Source organism: Marinobacter salinus (genome assembly GCF_001854125.1).
In the GTDB taxonomy this organism is placed as follows: Bacteria; Pseudomonadota; Gammaproteobacteria; order Pseudomonadales; family Oleiphilaceae; genus Marinobacter; species Marinobacter salinus.
On sequence record NZ_CP017715.1, the window covers coordinates 2090622 to 2108853 of the forward strand.

General features: G+C 53.8%; 17 protein-coding genes and 1 pseudogene. 6 read left to right on the forward strand and 12 right to left on the reverse strand.

Annotated features, from left to right (window positions below; genetic code table 11):
- Positions 1-6 precede the first annotated feature (6 nt).
- The 10 genes and pseudogenes from BKP64_RS09520 to BKP64_RS09565 form a co-directional block, all read right to left on the reverse strand.
- Positions 7-1002 (reverse strand): branched-chain amino acid ABC transporter permease, encoded by a 996-nt coding sequence (locus BKP64_RS09520; RefSeq protein ID WP_070969026.1) that lies wholly within the window; start codon positions 1000-1002, stop codon positions 7-9.
- 2 nt (positions 1003-1004) lie between these two features.
- Positions 1005-1892, reverse strand: a complete 888-nt coding sequence (locus BKP64_RS09525; RefSeq protein WP_070969028.1) for a branched-chain amino acid ABC transporter permease — start codon at positions 1890-1892, stop codon at positions 1005-1007.
- 104 nt (positions 1893-1996) lie between these two features.
- Positions 1997-3211, reverse strand: coding sequence for an ABC transporter substrate-binding protein (locus BKP64_RS09530; RefSeq protein WP_070969031.1), 1215 nt, complete (start codon positions 3209-3211; stop codon positions 1997-1999).
- Between the two features lie 81 nt (positions 3212-3292).
- Positions 3293-4015 (reverse strand): ABC transporter ATP-binding protein, encoded by a 723-nt coding sequence (locus BKP64_RS09535; protein ID WP_070969034.1) that lies wholly within the window; start codon positions 4013-4015, stop codon positions 3293-3295.
- A complete protein-coding gene (locus tag BKP64_RS09540) occupies positions 4012-4815 on the reverse strand; it encodes an ABC transporter ATP-binding protein (protein ID WP_070969037.1) in 804 nt (267 codons plus the stop codon). The genes BKP64_RS09535 and BKP64_RS09540 overlap by 4 nt, the downstream gene beginning before the upstream one ends.
- A gap of 92 nt (positions 4816-4907) precedes the next feature.
- The gene (locus BKP64_RS09545; RefSeq protein ID WP_070969040.1) at positions 4908-5696 is read right to left on the reverse strand and encodes an alpha/beta fold hydrolase; all 789 of its coding nucleotides are present in this window, start codon (positions 5694-5696) and stop codon (positions 4908-4910) included.
- 4 nt (positions 5697-5700) lie between these two features.
- Complete coding sequence (locus tag BKP64_RS09550; RefSeq protein WP_070969043.1) at positions 5701-6117, reverse strand: PaaI family thioesterase; 417 nt, start codon at positions 6115-6117, stop codon at positions 5701-5703.
- Positions 6114-7762: pseudogene (locus BKP64_RS09555) on the reverse strand (AMP-binding protein). Before BKP64_RS09555 ends, BKP64_RS09550 begins: the two are co-directional and overlap by 4 nt.
- Before the next feature lie 174 nt (positions 7763-7936).
- Entirely contained in the window at positions 7937-8998 is a 1062-nt protein-coding gene (locus BKP64_RS09560) for a proline racemase family protein (RefSeq protein ID WP_070969046.1), read from the reverse strand.
- Positions 8998-10140, reverse strand: a complete 1143-nt coding sequence (locus tag BKP64_RS09565; protein WP_070973631.1) for a zinc-binding dehydrogenase — start codon at positions 10138-10140, stop codon at positions 8998-9000. Before BKP64_RS09565 ends, BKP64_RS09560 begins: the two co-directional genes overlap by 1 nt.
- A gap of 462 nt (positions 10141-10602) precedes the next feature.
- Between BKP64_RS09565 and BKP64_RS09570 the strand changes: the two genes are divergently transcribed.
- The 4 genes from BKP64_RS09570 (at position 10603) to BKP64_RS09585 (ending at position 13612) form a co-directional block, all read left to right on the forward strand.
- Positions 10603-11421, forward strand: coding sequence for a transporter substrate-binding domain-containing protein (locus tag BKP64_RS09570; protein ID WP_070969049.1), 819 nt, complete (start codon positions 10603-10605; stop codon positions 11419-11421).
- 153 nt (positions 11422-11574) lie between these two features.
- Positions 11575-12240, forward strand: coding sequence for an amino acid ABC transporter permease (locus tag BKP64_RS09575; protein ID WP_070969051.1), 666 nt, complete (start codon positions 11575-11577; stop codon positions 12238-12240).
- On the forward strand, positions 12240-12893 hold the full coding sequence (locus tag BKP64_RS09580; protein ID WP_070969054.1) for an amino acid ABC transporter permease: 654 nt from the start codon (positions 12240-12242) through the stop codon (positions 12891-12893). The genes BKP64_RS09575 and BKP64_RS09580 overlap by 1 nt, the downstream gene beginning before the upstream one ends.
- Positions 12890-13612 carry an amino acid ABC transporter ATP-binding protein gene (locus BKP64_RS09585; RefSeq protein WP_070969057.1) on the forward strand — a complete coding sequence of 241 codons (723 nt, stop codon included), beginning with the start codon at positions 12890-12892 and terminating at the stop codon, positions 13610-13612. Before BKP64_RS09580 ends, BKP64_RS09585 begins: the two co-directional genes overlap by 4 nt.
- 83 nt (positions 13613-13695) lie before the next feature.
- Here BKP64_RS09585 and BKP64_RS09590 read toward each other — a convergent pair whose 3' ends face one another.
- Positions 13696-15378, reverse strand: a complete 1683-nt coding sequence (locus BKP64_RS09590) for a sensor domain-containing diguanylate cyclase (RefSeq protein WP_070969059.1) — start codon at positions 15376-15378, stop codon at positions 13696-13698.
- A gap of 314 nt (positions 15379-15692) precedes the next feature.
- Here BKP64_RS09590 and BKP64_RS09600 point away from each other — a divergent pair, with 314 nt between their 5' ends.
- Positions 15693-16595, forward strand: coding sequence for a homocysteine S-methyltransferase family protein (locus BKP64_RS09600; RefSeq protein WP_070969065.1), 903 nt, complete (start codon positions 15693-15695; stop codon positions 16593-16595).
- Positions 16596-16651: 56 nt separating this feature from the next.
- On the forward strand, positions 16652-17257 hold the full coding sequence (locus BKP64_RS09605) for a hypothetical protein (protein WP_070969067.1): 606 nt from the start codon (positions 16652-16654) through the stop codon (positions 17255-17257).
- Positions 17258-17330: 73 nt separating this feature from the next.
- On the opposite strand, the gene mmsB is transcribed toward BKP64_RS09605, so the two are convergent.
- The gene (mmsB, locus tag BKP64_RS09610) at positions 17331-18218 is read right to left on the reverse strand and encodes a 3-hydroxyisobutyrate dehydrogenase (protein ID WP_070969070.1); all 888 of its coding nucleotides are present in this window, start codon (positions 18216-18218) and stop codon (positions 17331-17333) included.
- Positions 18219-18232: the final 14 nt, after the last annotated feature.

An 18232-nucleotide genomic window follows, 5' to 3' on the forward strand; every position in this document is an offset into this window, starting at 1 on the left:
GTAGTCTTATCCCAGGTTCTTCTTCATGAACCTCTGGACTTCGCCGACAATACCGCTGCGGAACGCCAGCACCGTGAGTACGAAGATGCCACCCAGGATCGGATCAACCCAGTCCCGGAGTGGACCCTGTGAAAGCTGGTACTCAATGTTAACCACGAAGGTGGCACCAACCACTGGCCCAAGCAAAGTACCCATACCGCCCACCAGAGTCATCAGGATGACTTCGCCGGACATGTGCCAGTGAGCATCATTCAGGGAGGCCAGCTGGAACACGACAGATTTCATGGACCCTGCAAGGCCCGCCAGGGCCGCGGAAATCACGAACGCCAGGATCTTGTAGCGGTTGACGTTGTAACCCAGCGATACCGCGCGGGGCTCGTTCTGCTTGATCGATTTGAGCACCTGCCCGTAAGGGCTGCTTACGATGCGCTGCACCAACAGGTAACAGGCAATAAAGACAGCCAATACGAAATAGTACATGTTGAGGTTGTCTTCCAGGTTGATCATCCCGAACAGCTCACCCCTGGGAATGCCGTGCATACCATCTTCACCGCCGGTGAATGACGACTGCACAAAGAAGAAGAAAACCAGTTGCGCCAGCGCCAGGGTTACCATGGCGAAGTAAATTCCCTGACGGCGAATCGACAACAGGGCAAAAGCGAGCCCCAACAGTGTTGCCAGCGCCGTGCCAGCAAGAATCCCGATTTCCGTAGTCAGGCCGGAGTAATTGCTGAGCAGATAGCCGGTGGTGTACCCGCCGGTCGCCAGGAACGCGGCGTGACCAAAGGACAGCAGCCCGGTAAAACCGAACAGCAGGTTGAATGCAACGGCGAAAAGCGCAAAACACAGAATCTTCATCAGGAAGACCGGATACATGACAAATGGCGCCGCCACCAGGAGCAGAATCAGAACTCCGTTCAGTATCATTTTCTTGCGGTTTTCGGCGTTCTGTTGTTCCAGGATGGCCTTATGGACGTCGGTCTGATTAAAGGGCTGGTTCATGATTATGCCTCCTTACCAAACAGACCCGCAGGCCGGAACATCAGAACCACCACCATGACCAGGAAGATCACCGCAGATGACGCGGGCGGGTAGAAGGTTTTAGTAAGCCCTTCAATCACGCCCATCAGGATACCGGTGATAATCGCCCCACCAATGGAGCCCATACCGCCGATGACGACCACCGCAAACACCGTTATCAGAATGTGCGAGCCCATCACAGGCGTCACAGAGTAGATAGGTGCCGCCAAAACCCCGGCAAAAGCCGCGAGCATAACGCCAAACCCGTAAGTAAGGCTGATCAGCAGAGGTACGTTAATCCCGAAACCCTGCATCAGTTGCGAGTCCTCTGTTCCGGCTCGCAGATAGGCACCAAGCTTTGTCTTTTCGATCATAAACCAGGTACCGAAACACACCACCAGGGCAATCACGATCACCCAGGCACGGTAGTAAGGAAGGAACATGAACCCGAGGTTAATTCCTCCCTTGAACAGATCCGGCATGGAATAACGGAGTCCGGATACCCCGTAGATGTTTGTCAGCACACCCTGAATCAGCAGGGCAGCGCCAAAAGTCAGCAGCAGACTGTAAATGTGGTCCTGACCGGCAATTCGCCGGAGCAGAAAATACTCGACCAGCACACCCACAACGCCAACAAGCAGCGGTGCGAGGAAAAGAGCGACCCAATAGTTGACACCCAGAGTGTCGAAAAGGATGACGGTGGCCATGGCACCGAGCATGTACATTGCCCCGTGGGCAAAGTTAATAATCTTGAGCAGACCGAAAATAACGGCCAACCCGAGACTCAACAGCGCATAGAAGGCGCCGTTAATGACCCCGATCAAAAGCTGACCAGACAGCACAGCCAGGGGGACACCAAAAATCATGGACATGTTGCTCACTCCAAAAGCAGCGCAAACGTGATATCTGGACTCATCGTTGCGGGTTCCCGGTGTATCCCCGCCAGGCTGGCGGGGATACACCGGGGGTTACGCTCTTACTTGCTGGTTACCAACGGGCACTTGCTCTCGGAGAGCGGACGATAGGCTTCGTCGGCCGGGATGGTGCGAAGAATCTTGTACAGATCCCACTCACCCGTGGACTCGTCCGGAGTCTTCACTTCCGCCAGGAACATGTCATGCACCATACGACCATCAACGCGGATTTTACCGTTCTTGGCGAACATGTCGTTGATCGGCGTGTCCATCATTTGCTTGCGCACAGTCTGGGCATCGTCTGAATCAGTCGCATCAACCGCCTTCAGGTACTGCATGGTGCTGGAGTAGATACCGGCATGAACCATGGTCGGCCGCGCACCGGTTTCCTCGAAGAAGCGGTCAGACCAGGCACGGGTCTCATCGTTCATATCCCAGTACCAGCCAGTTGTCAGCTGGATACCCTGAGCAGCTTCAACACCCAGTGCTTTAACATCGGTCAGGAACAGCAACAAGGCGGCAAGGGTCTGGCCGGACTGGGTCACACCGAACTCACTGGCTGTGTTGATAGCGTTGGTGGTGTCCGCACCGGCGTTTGCCAGGGCAACCACGTCGGCACCAGAGGCCTGGGCCTGAAGAATGAAGGACGAGAAATCAGGTGTCGGGAACGGGTGCCGCAGCGTACCGATCACTTCACCACCGTTGGCCTCGACCACTCGGGTAACGTCCCCTTCCAGGGCGTGACCAAAAGCGTAATCCGCCGTGAGGATGTACCAGGTCTTGCCACCCTCTTTGACAACAGCGCTTGCAGTACCGTTGGCCAGCGGGTAGGTGTCGTACACGTAGTGAATGTGGTTCGGCGTGCAGTGCTCATTGGTGATGCTGGAAGCAGCGGAGCCGGAAATGATGCCCAGCTTGTCATTCTCTTCGAGGATGTCACTGACGGCGATGGAAACTGAAGAAGCCACAAGGCCCGCAACCAGGTCCACGTTGTCGTTTTCGACCCAGCGACGAACGGTACTGGAAGCAACATCTGCACTGTTGCGATCATCGGCGCTGACAACTTCGATCTTTGTACCATTTACCTTGCCGCCGAAGTCGGCAATGGCCATTTCCACGGCTTTAAGGCCATTCGGCCCAGCGAGATCCCGGTAGGTGCCGGACATGTCCGCCAGATAACCGATCTTGACGGTATCGTTCGACATTGCGGCCTGGGCACCACTGGCCATCATGGCTGAGGCAACGGCTGAGGTCAGAAGCTTTTTCATCATTGTCATTGTTGTATCTCCGCTACTGTGTTGCGTTAGTTCGGGTTTATTGTTGCTCTTGTTTTGCTTTTCGCTCTTACCTATCCGGGATCAAACACCCAAATAGCTGTCCAGCACCGATTGTTTGGCACTCAGCTCATCGGCACGGACTTCTTCCACAATCTGCCCGTGTTCGACGACATAGTGTCGGTCAGCCAGGGGCGCTGCGAAGTGGAAATTCTGTTCTACAAGGACGATGGTCAGCCCCTTCTCTTTAAGCTTGACCAGCACTTTCCCCAGCATCTCGACGATGACCGGGGCCAGCCCCTCGGTAATCTCATCCAGCAGCAGCATGTTTGCGCCGGTGCGAAGGATCCGGGCCAGGGCCAGCATTTGCTGTTCACCGCCTGACAGCTTGGTGCCCTGGCTGAATCTGCGCTCGTAAAGGTTGGGGAACATGGTGTAGATTTCTTCCAGGCTCATACCACCACTGCGCACGACGGGTGGCAGCGTGAGGTTTTCCTGGACGCTGAGTGCGGAAAAAATGCCCCGATGCTCGGGGCAATACCCGACACCCAACCTGGCAATATGGTGCGGCGCACAGGCCATGGTCTCTTCACCATTGATCATGATTGAGCCGGTACGCCGCCCCACCATGTTCATGATCGATTTCAGCGTCGTGCTGCGGCCGGCACCGTTACGGCCCAGCAGAGTAACCAGCTCGCCCCGGTGTACCACCAGGTCGATGCCGTGAAGGATATGGGACTCGCCATAAAAGGCATGCAGGCCGGAAACGCGCAGCTGTTCGTATTCTTTGTCGGGACGCGAGCTCATCGGGCAACCTCCTCCTCGTTTTCCTCGGAGGGTGCTCCGCGTTCCCCGCTGGAAGCGGTTCCCATGTAGACCTCACGGACACGAGGGTCGGCGGATACGGTTTCATAGTCACCTTCCGTGAGCACGGCGCCCTGGGCCAGCACGGTTATGCGGTCACACAGTTTGCTCACCACACTCAGGTTGTGCTCAACCATCAATACTGTCCTGCCTTGCGCCGCCTTGCGCACCAGTTCCACAACACGATCGACATCCTCGGCGCCCATACCCTGGGTGGGCTCATCCAACAGCAGGAGTTCCGGCTCCATGGCGAGCGTCGTCGCCAGCTCCAGGGCCCGCTTGCGGCCATAAGCCAGCTCAACCGTTGTGGTGTTGGCATATTCAGCAAGACCCACGGAATCCAGCAACTCCATGCAACGCTGGTTCAGCTTGTTCAGCGAGCTTCCGGATTTCCAGAAACTGAACGAGTTGCCTTCAAAGCTTTGCAGTGCCACCCGGATATTCTCCAAAGCGGTCATGTGCGGGAATACGGCAGAAATCTGAAAGGATCGAACCACCCCTTTTCGGGCAATGGCAGCAGATTTCATGGAAGTGATGTCTTCGCCGTTGAACAGGATCTGGCCGCGGGTGGGAGTGAGGAATTTGGTCAGCAGGTTAAAAACGGTTGTCTTCCCTGCGCCATTAGGACCAATCAGGGCATGAATATGGCCTTTCTGAATCTTCAGATTCACGTCGTCGACTGCAACAAAGCCTTTGAACTCTTTGACAAGGCTGCGGGTCTCCAGAACGTACGGTTCACTCATGAGCCAATTTACCTTTGTTATTGTTGTACATTCGAACTAGTTAACAGATTAGATTGACGTATACGTAAACGTCAACAGAAAATTTCGGTTTTTCAGGCTGTCTCTCTTAGCAAAAAGTCGCACACCTGCTCCAGCAGCAGGTCTGGTTGCTCAAGATGGGGCGAGTGGCCGGTGTCGGGCAAAAACAGCGGAATCGCGGCAGCACCGATGCCTGCGACGATGTCGGTGACCTGCTCCGGCACGCCGTACTCATCCTCCTCCCCTTGAATGATCATAGCCGGACATTCAATAGCTGCCAGCCAGTCCCTGAAATTCATGGACTTCTGGAACCCCTCATCCAGCCAAACCGTATGCCAGGCCTTGAACACGTCATCGGTACGATCACCATGGTAACGATGAAGCTTTTCCCTCAGGTCGGTTTCCCGATAACGCGCCATCATCTCCTGAATGCCCTCAACGGTCAGGTAATCGGCATACACATGCGCGGCCATCGTAACCAGAGCGTGCGCCCGGGGCCCGAGTGCACCCGCCGCAATAAGGGCAATGGAACCACCGTCGCTGTGACCGATCAGCACTACGTCTTCCAGCCCAAGCTCTTCGAGTAGGCGCGGCAACAATACCGAGCCCTCCCGCTCCTGATAGTCATAGGGGCGAGGCAGCGGCTCGTCGGACGACCGCCCGTAACCCAGCCGGTTGTAGAGCAGCGCATCGAACCCGGTGGCCTTGGCCAGCCGTTCCGGAAACTTTCGCCACAGGGCAATATTGCCAAGCGATTCATGCAGAAAGACCAGTGTCGGACCCTGCGTTTTTTTGTGGCGTATGCGGCGAACTTCAACTGAAAGGCCGTCTCCCAACGGCACCATCATGTCTCGAATCTGCATGATGCTATCGCCTGGGTGGAATGGAGTAAGTCATGGTGGAGTGTGCAACCGGCTCGTCCGCACCTTCGGAGTATACGAACACCTCGCCCACACCCATGGTGCGGCCAACCTTCAACATCGTCGCCCGGGCCCAGATCGGTTTGTGGGCAACCGGCTTTCGCAGAAAATTGATATTGAGGTTGGTGGTCACCGCCAGCGGAACCAACCCAATCTGGCTCAACAGCGCGGCATACAGCGTGACATCGGCCAACCCCATCATAGCGGGCCCGGACACGGTTCCGCCGGGCCTCAGGTGCTCTTCGTCCACTTCCAGCTTCATTTCCGCCCAGCCGTCCCCGAGCTTCTGCAGGGTGCCAAACGCGGCACCCTGCGGAAACTGCTCGTCAAGGAAAGCCTGGAGCTCCTCAAACGTGATAATCATGCGCCGGTTTCTTCCTTGGCCTGATTACGTAGGACAAACCGCTGGATCTTGCCGCTGGGTGTCTTGGGCAGCTCGTCAACAAACTCGATTTCCCGGGGGAAGGCGTGAGTAGATAGCCGGCGACGCACCAGTTCCTGAAGTTCGTCTTTCAGGGCCTGCTCGTCTCCGCCGGCATAATCGCCCTTGATCACGACGTACGCCTTGATGATGGAGCCGCGCTTTCATCCGGCTTGCCGACAACACCTGATTCCGCCACCGCGGCGTGCTCGAGCAGCGTGCTTTCTACGTCCGCCGGCCCCACCCGGTAACCGGCCGTGGTGATGATGTCGTCATCCCGGCCGCTGAAGGCGAAACAGCCGCCGCCATGGTTGATCACCATGTCACCGGTGAGATAATAACCGTTCACGAACGGATCCTTTTCACCCCAGGTGTAGCCGTCAAAATGGAAAAGCGGCGAGGCTTTGACATCGACAGCCAACTGGCCGACCTCACCCTCACCCACTTCCTCGTTCTTCTCGTTCAGGGCGACGACTTTGTGGCCCGGGGAAGCGTAGCCCATGGAACCTTCACGCACCGGATGCTCAAGGCCGTGGAAGTTGCAGCAGGTCATCCCGGTCTCGGTCTGGCCGTAGTGGTCTTTTACCGGGCAAAAATGACGATTGCGGATCCAGTTCACCACTTCCGGGTTGAGCGGTTCGCCGGCACTGCTGGCGACCCGGAGACCGAGGTTCTCGCCTTCCGGAAGTACATGATCATTGGCCTTGAGCAGGCGGTAGGCTGTTGGCGCTGCCGCAAGGTTGGTAATTTTGTACTTGCGGATCATGTCGTAGGTGGATTCCGGGGTAAAACCACCCGGATTGAAGTGTGTCGCGTGCCCCATCAACAGCGGACCAACCACGGCGTAATAGAGGCCATAAGCCCAGCCGGGATCGGCCACGTTCCAGTATTTATCATCATCCCGGAGATCAATGGCGTACTTCATGTAGACATAAAACGCGAGCAGCGCCTTGGCCGGCACAGCAACGCCTTTGGACTTGCCAACGGTGCCGGATGTAAACATCTGCAGGAACGGGTCATCACCCGTGACCATAACCGGCTCAAACTCACTGGATTGCCCCGCCAGGGTTTGCTCAAAGTCCGGAATCTCGGCATCAATGGCACTTGCGTCTACAGCGAGTACTGGCGGGCACACTTTTACGTCGTTCAGCTTGGGGTAGTTTTCCGGATTGGTCACAACCAGCTTGGTACTGGCCCGCTCGAAACGATATTCAATGGCACCAGAACCAAAGGCAGTAAATAGGGGCTGGTACACCGCACCGGCACGCAAGGTACCGGCAATGACAATCAATAGCTCCGGCGTGCGCGGCAGGAGCGCAGCGACCCGGTCACCCTTACCAATGCCCTGTGATTTCAGGTAGTTGGCAAAACGGGCAGAAGCTTCCTTCAGCTCGGCAAAGGTCAGAGTGCCCTCACCTCCACCGTCTTTTTCGTAATACAACGCCACTTTCCGGGGGTCAGTTGCCCATTTGTCGCAGATCTCGTGGCATACGTTCAGGCCGCTATCAAGTCGGCCATCCAGGACCTCGGCCTCCAGAGCGGCAGGATCGAAGTTGTTGTAGACGGCAGTGTATTCCGGAAGGCTCATTTTCAGCTCCTGTTGTTGTTGTCGTTGAATCCACGAGATCAAGGTTTATCACAGGGTTCACTTTACGTAAAGGTAAACTTTAGATCAAAAGAGCAGAAAATCGAGCAGTCTTATCAGGGACAGAAAGGGGCACAGCCTGAATGCTGTACTGGAGGGCGAACCGGAATCCTTACCTCAGGATTCCGGTTCGGTTGGGCCCACATGCCGACTGGAGAGAATGTGGTGAAGGCTGCCGCACTCCACCATCGGGTCATCACAGTTGACCACGATGTCGGAACGGGCAATGACATAGGCCTTGCCAGTAATGTGGTTCTTCACGACCTGATAATCGCCTTCCTGTTCAACTGCACTGAACTGCCCGATAAAGCCGGTCTCTCGCAAGGAAACCGTTTCCAGCCGATCGCCCGGCTTGATGCTGCCTTCATAGTTCATCAGCGCCAGCCGCGCCGACGTTCCGGTACCTGTGGTGCTTCGGCAGATAACACCGGGGTGCACATACGTGGCCGAACGGGACCGGTAATAACCTTCAGCCACGTGCTCTACCGGCCCCATGAAGTGCAGGAACGGCAGGGGCCCCACATCACCCAGGGTGTAGTGGGAGAAGCCCCGCTCAGCCCGGATCGCCTCCACAATGGCATGGGCGGTTTCGGCCAGCCTGCGCTCTTCATCCAGTGTCAGGTCAAAACCCAGCGCTTGCGCATCAACCAATGCATAAAAGCCACCGCTGTATGCAATGCTGTACGCCACCTCGCCAATAGACGGTACGTTTATGGTCGACTTGTAGGTGTGGATGTAACTGGGCAGGCCTTCGCAGGTAATCGCCTCCACCACCCCGTCACGGACCGTCGCGTCAATCTGCACAAGGCCGGCAGGAGACTCCAGCATGAACTGCTGCCTGCCCTCCTTCTTCGGCACAATGCCCGACTCCATAACCGCCGTGGCGGTGCAAATGGTATTGGACCCCGAGTAGATCGGGTAGCCCATCACCTCCATGATGATATAGCCGGCCACTGCCCGGGGATCGGTTGGAGTTACCAGCAGGTCAACGGACATCTCGGGAATCCCGTGGGGCTCTTCCAGCAATAACCGGCGCAAGCCGTCAGCATCGTCCCGCAGGTATTCCATCTGGGCCCGCACGGTGTCACCGGGTAAAGGATCGATGCCACCGGTGACAATCCGACTGACGTCGCCGCCGGCATGGGTATCCATTAACTGAATCGTCAGTTCCGGTTTCATCAGGCGCTCTCCAGTGACCAGGGTTGGCCGTGTTTTTCCCATTGTGAGTCGGGAATAATCACGATCTTGCCGAGATAATTGCTGCCCCGGTTCACAAAGTATTGTTCTGCCCGATGCAGGTCAGAGAGTTTGAAGGCTCCGTGTAGAACCGGCTTCAATTGCCCCTCCCGAATCCAGGCCATCAGTTGTTCCGCTTCTTCCCGGGTACCGTGGGATACCCCGAAAATCTGCACCTGGTATAGGTAGATCCGGGTCCACAGGATTTCACTGATGTTGCCGCCGCTGGCGCCGGCAATGCTCAGGCGTGGGTAGGTATCCCGAGCGTTCATGTCGAAGATCATGGTGTCGATAAACACATCGGTCATCTCGCCACCCACCAGGTCCATCACGGCATCAATCGGTTTGCCACCGGTTTCCGCTTTGACCCGGTTAACAAAGCTGTCCATATCGGATCTATCGAGAACCGCTTCGGCACCGAGCCTAAGTAAAGCATTGGCCTTGTCTGGCTTGCTCAAGGCATAGGGAATGGCGCCCACAATGCGGCACAACTGAATCAGCGCGGTCCCGACACCACCACTGGCACCCGTGACCAGCACCCGCTCGCCGGCCTGAATGTTGGCCGAGGTGACCATGTGGTAGCCAGTCTGATAGGAACACATTCCCATGGATGCCACTTCGGCGTCGGACAGTTCCGGATTGGGGATGTGGTGGAACTGGTCGGAAGGCAACGCCACATACTCGGCGTATCCGCCATCAGCACCATGACCGTAATAATCCGGGGTGAGATTGATGTCCCGGCGATCATTGGCGTAGATGTTGAAATCCAGCAGGCCTCTTTCACCAATTCGGCCTTCATCAACACCTTCTCCCACGGCAACAACGCGGCCGGCAATATCCGCACCCTGAATCCGAGGAAAAACCAACGTAGGCTTGCCGCCCATCTGGAAGGATTTCATCTCACCCTTTTTGGTGGGATACAGCCCTTCCCGCGCCTTGCGGTCGGTGTTGTTCTTTGCCGTTGCGGTTACCTGAACAAGCACCTGACCGGGCCCGGGCTCGGGTGTAGGCAACTCCTGATACTCTAGCTTGTCGATATCACCGTGGCCGGTGAGAACCATGGCTTTCATGGTATTCGGGATCATGGGCGGGTAACCCTCCCTGGTTGCCGGGTTTGGGGTATTCAAACAGACCATTTAGTCCTACAGCCGAATGATGCAGAAACCAAATCCGGACTGTGATGGCAGTAACTATCTGCCTGCGGGGTATCACTGACGCCAAAAATTATCTGCTGAGCTGGTTCCCCCCCTTGTTAACCAATACTTCCGACCAATTCAGCGCCTGTTTTTTGATTTAAGCTAAAAAAGCCATTATTTCAATAAATTAAATCGGTACTTTAATGCTATTTTCGGAAAAATTGCCTATTTTTCAAACATTTTAAAAGATAATTACCTATTAAACCTGAAATTAAAGGTCATATTAACTATATTATTGGGAACTTTAAGAATTTTCACTAAAAAATCTAGGGTACACTTTAAGTGTATCCTCCCAGATATGTAAAAGATTTGGGAATTATGACCCAGACAAGAACAACAGAGAGACAAACTATGATCAGGAAATTAGCGACAGTAGTGCTCGCCTGTGTTGCCGTTGGCTCCATGAATGCTTCAGCCGACCAGCTTGATACTGTGATTCAACGAGGCACATTGAACTGTGGCGTGGTTCTCGACTTTCCACCCATGGGCTATTTCAATGAAGACAATGAGCCTGCAGGTTTCGACGTAGATTATTGTAACGATCTGGCCGAAGTCCTCGGCGTGGACGTAAATGTACTCAACCTCACCTGGGGTGATCGAATCCCATCCCTGATTGCCGGGAAAACCGATGTCGTTATCGGCTCTACTTCCGACACTCTGGAACGCGCAAAATCCGTTGGTTTTACCTACCCGTACTTCGTCTTCAAGTTCCAGGTTATTGCTGGAAAAGACAAGAATATCCAATCATTTGACGACCTCAAGAACCTGAAAGTGGGCGCTGCACTGGGTACAACCTACGAAACTGAATACCTCGCCTACGCTGAGAAGAAAGGCTGGGGAACCGATAACTACACAGCGTTCAAGTCTGAGAACGATGCGTACCTCGGTCTGTACCAGGGCAAAGTGGACGCGATTATCTCAACCAACACCAATATCGCGACCAAGCTGCAAAGCGAAGAGTTCGCAGGTTTTGAGGCAGGCCCGTTCGTACCCAACTATGATGACGTCGTAGGTCTGATCGCAAAAAGAAGCGAAACCGCCTGGATCAACTACCTGAATCTGTTCCTGGTTCGTCAGATTCGCGACGGCAACATGAATGAGGCTTACAACAAGCACTTCGGTTCAGACGCACCTGCCGATCTGATCCAATCCTTGAGAGATAACAAGTAATAATAATATCGGCGGCCGCCAGGCAGGCGGCTGCCAATATTACTTGTCTACAGGCCAGCCGAAAACACCTTTGCGTTACGGCTTCGAATTCTGATCAGTGCCTCGGTATGGCACTGATCAGACCTCCCTCCAACCACAGAAAGTGGCCAAGGTATGGAATATGAATTTCACTGGAACGTCGTGTTCCAGACAATGCCTGAGTTACTGAACGGGGCCTTTGTAACCCTGCACGTATCGGTGCTCGCAATGCTTCTGGGTATTGTGATTGCAATACTGTTAGCGATTGCCAAGATGAATAACAGTAAGCCCTTCTGTTATGTCGCCACGGTATGGGTAGAGATTGCCCGAAACACTCCGGCACTTTTTCAAATCTACATGGCTTATTTCGGACTTGGGGCTTTTGGCATTCATTTAAGCCCCTATGTTGCGGTTTTAAGCGCCCTGGTATTCATCAACGCAGGTTACCTGACCGAGACCTTTCGGGGCGGCTTTCAGTCCATCCCCAGCACTCAGTACAGTGCTTCCAAATCTCTCGGCATGACCAGCATTCAGGTGTATCGCTACATCATCCTGCCGCAAATGCTCAGACGCATCTACCACCCGATGACCAACCAGTTTGTCTGGTCCATCCTGATGAGTTCGCTGGGCATCCTGGTTGGAATGAGCGAGCTGTCCGGAACAACCCAGAGACTGCAGTCGTTGTCATTCCGGACGCTTGAATTCTTTATTGTGGCAGCGGTTATGTACTTCGTCATCACCAAGCTGGTGCTGATAAGTTCATCACTTCTTTCCCGCAGACTATTCAAGGGGGAAGTCTGATGAACTCCTTATTCACGCCTCTGTCCTGGAACGATACGGGTTTTATCCTGACCGGTGTCATGAATACGGTGACCATATCGGTCGTGGCGATAGTGTTGGGAACACTGTTGGGCCTGGTCGTGGGTTTTACGCGTGCTGAAAGTAGCAAGCTCGTCAACACACTGTTTGGTGGTGTGCTGGATATACTCAGAAGTGTACCGCTGATTATTCAGCTCATTCTGTTCTCAACCTTTGTTGGCGCGATTGGGTACCCACTAGATCCGTTTGTCGCTGGCTCCATCATTCTTTCGCTTTATACCATGGCCTTCATGAGCGAAGTTTTCCGTAGTGGCTTCGAAAGCGTGCATCAGTCCATGCGGACATCAGCCCGCTCACTGGGCATGACATACTGGCAAACCATTTTCTACATTCGTTTACCCATTGGTTTGCGAGCAGTCTTCCCTTCCTGGTTGGGCGTTTCCCTGAGTGTCATCAAAGACTCGGCTCTGGTCTCTGTTATTGGTTACATGGAACTGCTGCGCACGTCCGACCAGCTCATCTCCCGTACCCAGCAACCACTGGAGATTCTGATCGGTGTTGGTATCTTTTACTTTATTATTTCATACCCCTTATCGTCATATGGTCGGTATGTTGAGAGGAAAATGGCAATATGATTAGTATCCAGAATGTCCATAAATCCTTTGGTGATCTTGAAGTTCTTAAAGGCGTCAGTCTGGATGTCGACAAGGGCGAAGTCGTGAGCATTATCGGTGGCTCCGGCAGCGGCAAATCAACCCTGTTGTATTGCATCAATGCCATCGAGAATATCCAGAAAGGCAAAATCATCGTTGATGATATTGATGTTCATAGCAAAGAGACCAATAAGGATAAGCTACGCCAGAAACTGGGCATGGTCTTTCAGCAGTGGAACTCTTTTCCTCATATGACCGTGCTGGAAAATGCGGCGCTTGCTCCCCGAATCGTCAAAAAAATGAGCAAGGAAGAAGCGATTGAAATCGCCAAGAAGGAACTCGAGCATGTTGGCCTGGGTGATAAATTTGATGTCTACCCGACTAAAATGTCCGGGGGGCAACAGCAACGCCTGGCGATTGCCCGCGCCCTTGCCATGAAACCCGACTACATGCTTTTTGATGAGGTTACATCCGCCCTTGACCCCGAACTGGTGGGAGAGGTTCTGGATACCTTGCGCCTGTTGGCGGAAGAGGGAATGACCATGATCTGCGTAACCCATGAAATGAGCTTCGCGCGTGATGTGTCCGATCGCGTGGCTTACTTTCACGAAGGAATTATTGCTGAGATTGGTGAGGCCAAACAGGTTATTACCGACCCGCAAAACCCGCTAACCCAGAAGTTTCTTTCAAAAGTACGCTGATAAGCGATTACTGATTTGAATCCGTCAGGGGTCGAGTCGAATACTCGACCCCTTTCGTTAACTGCTTCCAGATTTCGGCGGAATTACCCCAATAGCTGACTACTGCTTTCGACAGCTACACAGACTGGCTCGTATCTGAAATTGTTTCTGCCGCTCCCCTTGACTGCGTATAGAGCCTTGTCTGCCGTCCAGACAAGGCTATCCATCTCAATCTCGCCATTGGGCACAATCGACGAGATGCCGATGCTGATAGTCAGGAATGGCGCGACAGGGCTGCGATCATGCTCAATATTGGCCGCAATGATCTGCTCCCGTATAGAAGCGGCGACACCGATAGCGTCTTTGGCATCTGTTCCTGGAAGAACTAAAAGGAATTCCTCACCACCGTATCGTGCAGCCATGTCCGATTTGCGCTGCATGGCACTCGCCAGGATATCAGCAACCTGCTTCAGGCATCGGTCTCCCTTTTGATGCCCGTAGCGGTCGTTGTAGAGCTTGAAGAAGTCAATATCAACCAGAATGACCGAGAGAGGATCCCCGGTCCTGCATAGTATCTCCCAGGCCTGCTTAAGCTTTTTCTCAAGGGCCAGCCGGTTCGAGAGGCCGGTGAGAGGATCGTGCTCTGACAACCGTTTCAGCTCCGCATTGGCCTCCTGGAGGTCACCCTGGACTTCAAGCACCTTCTGATGCTTCAAGGTCAATTCGGTATTTAGCCAAAGCAGTTCCATGTTGTTTGCTTCGATCGTCGCTAACATCGAATTGAACTCTCGCGACAGGGCTCCGATTTCATCGTTATTTCTGATACTGGACCTGAAGGAGTAATCCATGCCATTGGATATATTGGATATATCCGCCCTCAGGCTCATGATCGGTTTTACCACAATTCGCCGGAACAATAGCAACAGTGCAGCGGCGAAAAACCCGCATAGCAAGACCAGCAGGACGATGCCGAATTGGGTAATTTCCCTGCCCAGTTCGGTGATGTTTCGAGGCATAATCGCGGTTGCCCTCAGGCTTGGCGTTCCATTTATGCTGTAGATCTTTGACGCGGAGAGAGACGCCTGGTCGATAACATCTAATGTGTAGTCGCCTGGGTCTTCCGAGCCACCAGACTCCGACACCGGCTCGATGCTGAAGTCCTGGACAAGCTGTTCCGAAAACCTGTCTATAAGGCCGTCACGCAGAAACTGCCCAAACACCACATAGCCTGCGTGGGGGCCGGTACCATCACTTCGTACGATTGGCCGCATCGCAAACAAAACCGGAATCTCATCAACCAGGACAACACCGCTCGCACTCTGGTTTTCGATGCTATCCCCAAAGTCAATCCGTTCCCTGTAACCCCCTATCGCCGACACAATGCCGTCGAGGTGGGTCTCTGTCAGATTGACGTACCCGTCCTCCGAAGAGAAGTCGAAAACGCCGCCCCAGACCGGTTCCCCGGCAAGGTTGAGAAAAAGAGCAACGTCGAATCCAAAGTTGAGAAAAGTGTCCGGGTACAGGTTTGAGGCGATGTAATCTGGATTTCCCGTCCGGATGAATGAATAAGTATCATCCCATGCAGTCCAGTCATATACCGTGGCATCAATGATTTCCCGCTGAGCCTCCAGCCGCCCGATGACCCGGTCAATATTATCTTTGGCGTAATCAACTTCGATGTCGTGGAAAGCCGGATAGATCACGCTGCGCTGGATAAAAAAGGCGGAAAATGAAAGCAGAATACCCATCAGCAAAATCAAGGCAGTGGTTTTAGCTGAAATCGACATTGCATTTTGCCTTGCACACGGGCTGTTGTTCCAGGGGGGCTGGGAAGGATTCAATTCAGTATGGATGGATAGCCTGACCTGTATACAGTTTGAACAGTCTGCTCCCGAAAATGAAGACCTCTGACAACATTTGACAGTTGTGAGCCCGCACGCCGTGCCTTTTTCTGGTGCCCGTATCAAAAGTCATCAACACCATGTCGTATTGCAGCTTTTTCCAAAGATGCAGTAGGCTGAACCTGTCATCAAAGCTCATGCCCTACAGAGCCGAGCCTGGCAGCACTGCCCCCCAACCATTGCAGGCGTTAACCAACAAAATGAGAAAACTGCTCGATAACAACCCGTTTATCTTGATGGAAGCTGCAATTGTAGAGCAGCTGCGGCGTTCTGAAGAGGTTCGTCTTCATGGCACTCTCGTAAATGCGCCCTTGATTTATGACCCTGTCGCCAGAGACATCATGAGCGCCATCTACCTGGAATACATGAACCTGGCACATGACAGAAATTTACCAATGCTTGTCTGCACACCCACTTGGCGAGCGAACCAAACCAGGGTGAAGGAATCCGATGTCAGCAATACCGTCAATGTGGATGCGGTTTCTTTTATACGAGAACTCCGTGATTCCGGCGGTGATCGCAACACGCAGGTAAGGATTGGCGGAATGATCGGATGCCAGAACGACTGCTACCATCCTGATGAAGGATTGTCGGCGCCGGATGCCCAACAGTTCCACACATGGCAAATTCAGGAGCTGGTCAGAGGAGGCGTGGATTTCCTGATTGCTGAAACGCTCCCGAATGTTCAGGAAGCGCTGGGTATCGCAAAGGCAATGGAGATAACCGGTGTTCCCTACATTATCAGTTTTGTGATTTCCAGAGACGGGCGCGTGCTGGATGGTTCCAGTCTTGAGGCTGCGATTAATTTAATCGACTCAAATACGAGTCAGCCCCCCCTTGGTTATATGGTGAATTGTGCTCATCCGTCGTTTCTATGCCCCGAAGAACAGCCTGGCGACATTTTTACTCGACTGATTGGCTACCAGGCCAATGCTTCGTCATTCGATCACTGCGATCTGGACAAGGCTGATGAGTTGCAGACTGATGATGTGAATGAATGGGGACAACTGATGTTAACGCTGAACAACACATACGGAGTGCAGATACTGGGGGGATGTTGTGGGACCAGTATTGAGCATTTAGCTTGCCTGACAGGCGAGTAAGAAAACCGGCAAGGATTGAATGAGCATCGGCACCGGGTCAAAACATACAGGAATTCATGTCATACAAAGGCGTTTTAAGCGCGGTTGCGATTGCGCTCACATTCATGGCGTTTGTGCCGTATATGCGTGCCATCATAGCGGGTGCAATCAGGCCACACGTGTTTTCCTGGGTGATTTGGGGAACCACCACGTTCGTGGTTTTTCTGGCTCAACTTCAGGCTGATGGCGGGGTAGGCGCATGGCCTATTGGCGTGTCCGGTGTTGTGGCAATCGTCATCGCATTGCTGTCATTCGTAAAACGGGGCGATATTGCCATTACCGGCACTGACTGGGTCTTTTTTGCATCAGCAATGTCGTCCCTGCCCTTCTGGTATTTTACGGCAGACCCGCTCTGGGCGGTTGTTGTGCTCACAACTGTCGACGTTCTGGGTTTCGGGCCCACAATCAGAAAGTCCTTTTACCACCCGTTTTCAGAATCAGTGCTTTTCTTTTCACTTTTCGCAGCACGTAACCTGATCGTTATCCTGGCGCTGGAAAGCTATTCAGTCACCACGGTGTTGTTCCCCGGCGCCATCGCCGTTGCCTGTATTCTGCTCATCGTGATGGTTACTTATCGCAGACGTTTGGCCACGGAGAGTTCGAAAGGTCCTACAGTCAGTTGAACGCGTGAAAAAGCGGTTTGCACAATAACGGGATGCCGGAACGTGGGCACGGCGAACCGTGCCCACGTTCCGTTTACTCCGGCTTGTACAAACGCTGGATGCTGGAGAAATCGAGAGTACCGTTACCCTGCCCCGCGTGAATCTCAAAGAGGTTTCGGGCCAGTGAACCCATGGGAATGGACGCATGGTTTTTCACTGCGTTGTCGAAAGCCAGCCCCAGATCCTTATTCATCAGGTTTACGAGGAAGCCACCTTCATAGCCACGGGAGGCAGGCACGCCTTCCATCACTCCCGGCCACGGGTTGTATACGTTCAACGCCCAGTTACCGCCCGAGCTCTGTTTCATGACTTCAGACAGCACCGCAGGATCCAGACCATTCTTGACGCCAAGCGCCAGAGCTTCGCTGGTGCCTGCCATCAGGATTGCCAGCAGCATGTTATTGCAGATCTTCGCCACTTGGCCGGAACCGTGATCCCCCGCATGGAAGATATTCTTGCCCATGTTCTCAAGAATCGGCTTGGCTTTGTTGAAGGTATCCTCGGCGCCACCACAGATAAATGTCAGAGTGCCGGCTTTGGCGCCACCCACACCGCCAGAGACAGGGGCGTCCAGAAATGGAATCTTGCGGGCCGTTGCTTCTTCCGCGACACCACGGGCCGTTTCTGGGGCAATGGTGGAGGAATCGATCACCAGTGTGCCTTCAGGCAACTTCGCCAACAGACCATCCTCGCCCAGATACACCGCCTCTACGTGCTGGCCAGCGGGCAGCATGGTGATCACGCATTCGGCACCTTTAGCCGCTTCGTGCGCAGTGTCCGCCGTTTTGGCACCTTCGGCGACCAGTGCCTGTACCGCATCTTTTGACAGGTCAAACACAGTCACATCATGACCGGCCTTTACGAGATTTGCGGCCATGGGGCCACCCATGTTGCCCAAGCCGATAAAGGTAATCGTTGCCATATCTCTTCCCCTTA